General features: G+C 37.1%; 6 protein-coding genes and 1 pseudogene. 3 read left to right on the forward strand and 4 right to left on the reverse strand.

Going from position 1 to position 5,002, the window contains the following annotated elements; translation table 11 throughout:
- Nucleotides 1-156: pseudogene (locus DL897_RS18770) on the reverse strand (IS5/IS1182 family transposase); the annotation flags it as partial.
- Between the two features lie 293 nt (nt 157-449).
- On the opposite strand from DL897_RS18770, the gene DL897_RS17825 reads away from it, so the two are divergent.
- The 3 genes from DL897_RS17825 (at nt 450) to DL897_RS18045 (ending at nt 2,792) form a co-directional block, all read left to right on the forward strand.
- The gene (locus tag DL897_RS17825) at nt 450-1,535 is read left to right on the forward strand and encodes a tyrosine-type recombinase/integrase (RefSeq protein ID WP_113660462.1); all 1,086 of its coding nucleotides are present in this window, start codon (nt 450-452) and stop codon (nt 1,533-1,535) included.
- 250 nt (nt 1,536-1,785) lie between these two features.
- On the forward strand, nt 1,786-2,412 hold the full coding sequence (gene lexA, locus DL897_RS17830) for a transcriptional repressor LexA (RefSeq protein WP_113660463.1): 627 nt from the start codon (nt 1,786-1,788) through the stop codon (nt 2,410-2,412).
- Between the two features lie 125 nt (nt 2,413-2,537).
- Nucleotides 2,538-2,792 (forward strand): hypothetical protein, encoded by a 255-nt coding sequence (locus DL897_RS18045; protein WP_145962246.1) that lies wholly within the window; start codon nt 2,538-2,540, stop codon nt 2,790-2,792.
- Between the two features lie 45 nt (nt 2,793-2,837).
- Here the strand turns inward: DL897_RS18045 and DL897_RS17840 are convergent, their stop codons facing one another.
- From DL897_RS17840 to DL897_RS17850, 3 genes are all read right to left on the reverse strand, one after another.
- Nucleotides 2,838-4,022 (reverse strand): pyridoxal phosphate-dependent aminotransferase, encoded by a 1,185-nt coding sequence (locus tag DL897_RS17840; RefSeq protein WP_113660465.1) that lies wholly within the window; start codon nt 4,020-4,022, stop codon nt 2,838-2,840.
- A gap of 353 nt (nt 4,023-4,375) precedes the next feature.
- Nucleotides 4,376-4,705: a hypothetical protein gene (locus DL897_RS17845; protein WP_113660466.1), complete on the reverse strand. Its 330-nt coding sequence runs from the start codon at nt 4,703-4,705 to the stop codon at nt 4,376-4,378.
- Nucleotides 4,702-5,002: transposase (locus DL897_RS17850; RefSeq protein WP_240627496.1), on the reverse strand; the 301-nt coding region annotated here is incomplete at its 5' end. The genes DL897_RS17845 and DL897_RS17850, both read right to left, overlap by 4 nt.

Raw genomic sequence — 5,002 nt, forward strand, 5'->3', positions numbered from 1 at the left:
ATTATCCAAGCAGTAATAGTCTTCAACAAGATCATAGATAAAGTCAAAATTGATGCTTTCTTCGATTTTGCGGACCAAATGGTCCGCAGGTACCAAATCATCTAATGCTATAATCTCCATCTGATGTCGACCATTTTCTCCTCGTTTGGTTAACACAAAACATCCCCCATTTATAACTTTCTTCTTTCTTTCTTTATTCGACAAAAAAAGCTTGTCGACCTGTTCAAAAATGAACTTTGTCGACAAGCTGAAGCGCCCATTAGGCGCTTCTTTTTATCTCTTATGGTAATTCAAAATAAGAGATACCCACTTTTCAAAATGGTAAAAATATGATAATCTAACTAATGGGAATAAATGTTCTTGAATCAAATATATCATAGAAATAAAATAGAGCTGAATCTTAAATATATTTTTATATAATATCTCGGATAGAAAGGAGCACTATTTATATGAATCAGAACAATCCTCCTATCATATCACGTCGACTATCTCCTAATATCAACAAGATTGTAAGTCAATTTCCTGAAGAAGTACAGGAGTTTTTTCTTGAAATGATCAGTGCAGAACGTTCACCTCAAACCATTGCTAACTATGCTTATGATTTTTCTCTATTTTTTGATTTCCTAGCATCAAAAAATAAGACCTTATACCAGATAGAACCCATGATTATTAAACGTTTTTTTCGCCATATTGAAAATGGATATGAGCGTTCGGTCTATGTATTGATAAAGCGAACAGATCACCGTACAGGTAGTCAAATAGAAGAATGGATCGAACGCAAGCACTTTCGAGAAAATTCCCATAGTGGAAAACAGCGAAAGCGTGCATCTCTGCGCTCTTTATTTCGCTTTTTAGTTAAAAATCATATTTTAGAGCGTGATCCGATGGAAGAATATGAAGATGCGACTTTACGATCACGGACAAAACAAAAAGTCCCTGTTTTTTTAACAAAAGATGAAGCACTCCGGTTAGTTCAAGCCGTACATACCTATCATAGTAAAAAAAGACGGAATAGCTGGCTTGAAGCACGTGATCTCGCGATCATTCTTCTCTTATTAAATACAGGCATGCGTGTATCTGAGCTAATCAATCTAAATATCAATAGCATTCAAACGGATGGGTCACTGTATAGAGTCATCATTATTGGAAAAGGTGGGAAAGAACGTATGCTTAAGTTAAATAATAAAGCAGTTCAGTCACTTCAAGAATACTTAGAAGTCCGTCCTACCCCAACCCATCTTAATCATCAAAATGCATTATTTTTAAATAAAAATTTCGGAAGAATAAGTCGAAAAGCGATATCAGAAATTATTAAAAAATATGTACGTGAAGCGAACTTGCCTCCAAAAGCTTCATCAATCTCACCACATAAACTTCGTCATACTTTAGCTACCTTACTATTGTCAAATGGCGAAAATCTGCGAGTTGTTCAAGAAATTTTAGGTCATTCCAGTATCCAAACAACTCAAATATACACCCATGTTATCAATACTGAAAAAGATCAAGCATTAGATCGATTAGAACAAATGATCTAAACTTAAAATAAAAAGAGAACTTACGTTTGTTATTTTATGTTAATTCATGTATACTTATATAGGATAAAACAGTTTAATCAGATACAACCGGATAAGAAGGATACCTGAAAACAGTTACCAAAAAGGGATACAAGGTACGAAAATTTCGAAAAATGGAAAGGGGGGGCTCTACTACAAGAGTGTGGGAATATCTCTAGCCATTCAACACTTATCAAGTATAATCCGCTTTGACTTCTTGTAGTAGAAAAAAATGAGTAAGTTATCACCTCGTCAACATTCAATCCTTAGCTTTATTGAAAAAGAAGTAAATGAAAAAGGATACCCACCATCCGTAAGGGAAATCGGTGAAGCCGTAGGTTTAGCGTCCAGTTCTACAGTTCACGGTCATCTAGCTCGTCTAGAAAAAAAAGGATATATCCGACGTGATCCAACCAAGCCAAGAGCGATTGAAATACTTAAGCGAATTAATGGTGAGACAGAAAAACAAAATATTGACACAGTGATGATTCCTATAGTGGGTAAGGTAACAGCCGGAGAGCCCATTACTGCAATTGAGAATATTGAGGAGTATTATCCCTTACCAAGGCGACTCGCAGGAGATGAACAAACTGTCTTTCTACTCTCCATTCAAGGTGATAGTATGATTAATGCTGGAATCCATGATGGAGATTATGTAGTTGTTCGACAACAACAAACCGCAGACAATGGTGATATTGTAGTAGCGATGACACCAGAAGGTGAGGCAACAGTTAAGCGTTTTTATAAGGAAGTTGACCACATTCGGCTTCAGCCTGAAAATGACCGACTTGAGCCCATTTTATTACCACAAGTAACGATTCTTGGTAAAGTCATCAGCTTGATTCGTGAAGTGATTTAAGCTCTAACCCCAGTTGTAACTGGGGTTTTTTCTTTATTAAATTCAGGCATTTGACTTAATACATCTTATTACCTACCTTCATATGATACAATGTAACATCTACTTCGTGTAAAGGAGGTACTTAAATGGATTGGAAGCATCATAAATGTGGTTCGAACCCTCATCGTAGATATTGGCCGGACTTTTCCCGCTCGCGTTATGATCGCCAGTACTACGACCGTCATGAATTGTATAAAGCATACCATCATAGCAAAATGGCATATAAAACATTAAAACATATGTTGAGGGATCGTTATCGTCCTTATGACAGGTATCGCCCTCTCCCTCCGTACCTTTGTCAAGAAGAAAGCGCTCATAACTTTGACAGTTCTGAAGCATAGACATTAAAAAGCCGAACTCCTTACATGGAGGTTCGGCTTTTTAGCTTAATGATTCTTTACAAAACGCTCAATTCGGTCTATTGCTTTTTCCAACTGATCCATCGATGTAGCATAAGAAATACGGATATGATCATCTGAACCAAATCCGGATCCAGGTACAACTGCCACTAATTCTTCTTCTAATAAAGCTTTTGCCCACTCATCTGGGGTTTTAAACTTACCAGACTGATCCAATGCTTCGCGAATGTTTACAAAGGCATAGAATGCACCAGCAGGCTTCAAACAACGGAAACCTGGAATGCCATTTAACCGCTTAATGACATAGTCACGACGTGCTTTAAATGCTATTTTCATTTCGTCAACAGGTGCTTGCGGTCCTTGTAATGCTGCTATTGCACCATATTGTGCAATCGAAGTGGGATTTGAGGTACTATGGCTTGCTATGTCAATCATCGCTTTGATGATTTCAGCTGGTCCAGCTGCAAAGCCGATACGCCAACCTGTCATCGCATAAGTTTTGGATACACCGTTAATAATGATAGTATGATCATAATACTCTGGTCCTAAGCTAGCCATACTAACATGCTGAACATCTTCATCATAGATTAAGTGCTCATAGATTTCATCAGAGACAATCAAAATATCATGCTTAATAGCGACTTTCCCTAACTCTCTTAACTCCTCTTCGACATAAAGCATTCCTGTAGGATTAGACGGACTATTAATTAAGATTGCCTTCGTACGTTCTGTAATAACGCCTTCTAGCTGGGATGGGGTAATTTTAAATGAGTTCTGCTCTTTTCCTTCAATTACAACAGGTACACCACCAGCCAATTTTACTTGCTCTATGTAACTTACCCAATAAGGTGCGGGAATAATTACTTCGTCACCAGGATCTAAAATTGCTTGAAATAGATTATACAAGGCATGTTTTGCTCCAACAGTTACAATAATTTGATTGGGTTGATAAGTTAACTGATTTTCCGTCTTTAATTTCTCGATAATCGCTTTTTTAAGCTCTGGAATTCCGCCTGATGCTGTGTATTTTGTATGACCTGAATCCATTGCATCTTTGGCTGCTTGCATAATATGCTCAGGGGTATTAAAGTCGGGTTCTCCTACTCCGAGTCCAATAACATCATGGCCTTGTTGTTTTAATTCTTTTGCTGTTGCTGTAATGGCCAATGTTGGTGAAGGAGCTAGCTGTTGTACTCTTTTTGATAATTTCATTGGATGGGTTCCTCCCCAAACTCTAATTTCTATTAAGTTCATCATATCACAATTACCTACATACCTCCAGCTTTTCACCTAATTTATTTGCCTTAATTCATATAATTTCGCTATTATCAAAATAGTATAAATTCACCAGAGCATGTTACATCATTCGATTTAAAACCTCGATCATTCCTGAGCGAATCGATTTGTATGGAATCGACTTTTCCCTAAAAGGTCAAGAGTTTCTTAGAGCAAAACTCTAAGAAACTCTATAGACTGATCAAGACCACGGGAGTAAGTGGGAAAGCGATGAGTGGCTTTTTAGAGGCAGCCTTTATCAAATGTATAGCCTCTCATCTACTTCATTTTCAAGCAACAAAGTGGTGCATTCTTTTGCGAAATTCCTCGCCAGATAAAGTTTCTTCTTGCAAAAGCATATATAAGCATTCCATAAACAAAGAGCGATACTGAAATAAAAGCTCTGATGTTCTTTTAAATAGATGTTGTAGTTGTTTACTCATTTCAGTTTGTAGTTTTTCTTTATCCATTAATTCGGGATCAATAATTCCTAGATCTGATAAACCTGTTTCAATCAAAGTTCGTACATATCGATAAGCTTGTTCATAGTCATTACGGGCACCTGTACTACGATTTCCATAAATTTGCTCCTCAGCGGCAGCACCGGCAAGACAAATCATAATTTGTCCCAGACTGTAGATAAACCCCTTCTGAATTTGTTTTTCAGAAGGGGTTTACTAATTAATTGATAAAAAAATCGATGAAGGCGATGGTTTTTCCATCGCCAATTGGCGAGTTTCTTTAAATTCATGGCAGCGAAAAGTAGCATCGCCTGCATTTGAATTCGGCGCTTCCCACGAAGCGTCGTCCAACGCATACCATGCTTTTCTTTCATATCTGCAAAAACTCGTTCAATCGTTTCTTTTCGTTTACTATAAATTTGTTTATTTTGATCTGTATGTCGAAGATGTTCAACT

This window comes from Thermoflavimicrobium daqui (assembly GCF_003313465.1).
Taxonomy (GTDB): Bacteria; Bacillota; Bacilli; order Thermoactinomycetales; family Thermoactinomycetaceae; genus Thermoflavimicrobium; species Thermoflavimicrobium daqui.

What these genes read in the sequence shown, in the direction of transcription:
- DL897_RS17845 (WP_113660466.1), bottom strand. Translation starts at nt 4,705, where the DNA reads ATGATTTGTCTTGCCGGTGCTGCCGCTGAGGAGCAAATTTATGGAAAT.
- DL897_RS18045 (WP_145962246.1), top strand. Translation starts at nt 2,538, where the DNA reads ATGGATTGGAAGCATCATAAATGTGGTTCGAACCCTCATCGTAGATAT.
- DL897_RS17840 (WP_113660465.1), bottom strand. Translation starts at nt 4,022, where the DNA reads ATGAAATTATCAAAAAGAGTACAACAGCTAGCTCCTTCACCAACATTG.
- lexA (WP_113660463.1), top strand. Translation starts at nt 1,786, where the DNA reads ATGAGTAAGTTATCACCTCGTCAACATTCAATCCTTAGCTTTATTGAA.
- DL897_RS17825 (WP_113660462.1), top strand. Translation starts at nt 450, where the DNA reads ATGAATCAGAACAATCCTCCTATCATATCACGTCGACTATCTCCTAAT.